The following is a 230-nucleotide window of genomic DNA, read 5'->3' on the forward strand; positions in this document are numbered from 1 at the left end:
CGAGATCGCCGGCCTGCTGCAGTTCCAGGGCAGCGACCTGACCGAGGGCCGCAACCTGCTGGGCCGCATGGCACTGGCCATCGGCGACACGCTGAACCAGCAAAACAACCTCGGCCTGACGCTGTCGGGACAAAGCGGCAGCAATCTGTTCAAGCTGTCCATGGTCAGCAACGGCTCGACCACGGGCGCCCAGTGGACAGGTGCCACCACGCCGACAACCACGGTGGTCG

1 protein-coding gene is annotated in these 230 nt (G+C 66.1%); it reads left to right on the forward strand.

Going from position 1 to position 230, the window contains the following annotated elements:
• Positions 1–230 (forward strand): FlgK family flagellar hook-associated protein (locus RRF55_RS28265; RefSeq protein WP_439419335.1); only part of this gene is annotated, 230 nt, incomplete at both ends.

Source organism: Klebsiella sp. K47, from assembly GCF_051858335.1.
In the GTDB taxonomy this organism is placed as follows: Bacteria; Pseudomonadota; Gammaproteobacteria; order Enterobacterales; family Enterobacteriaceae; genus Klebsiella; species Klebsiella pneumoniae.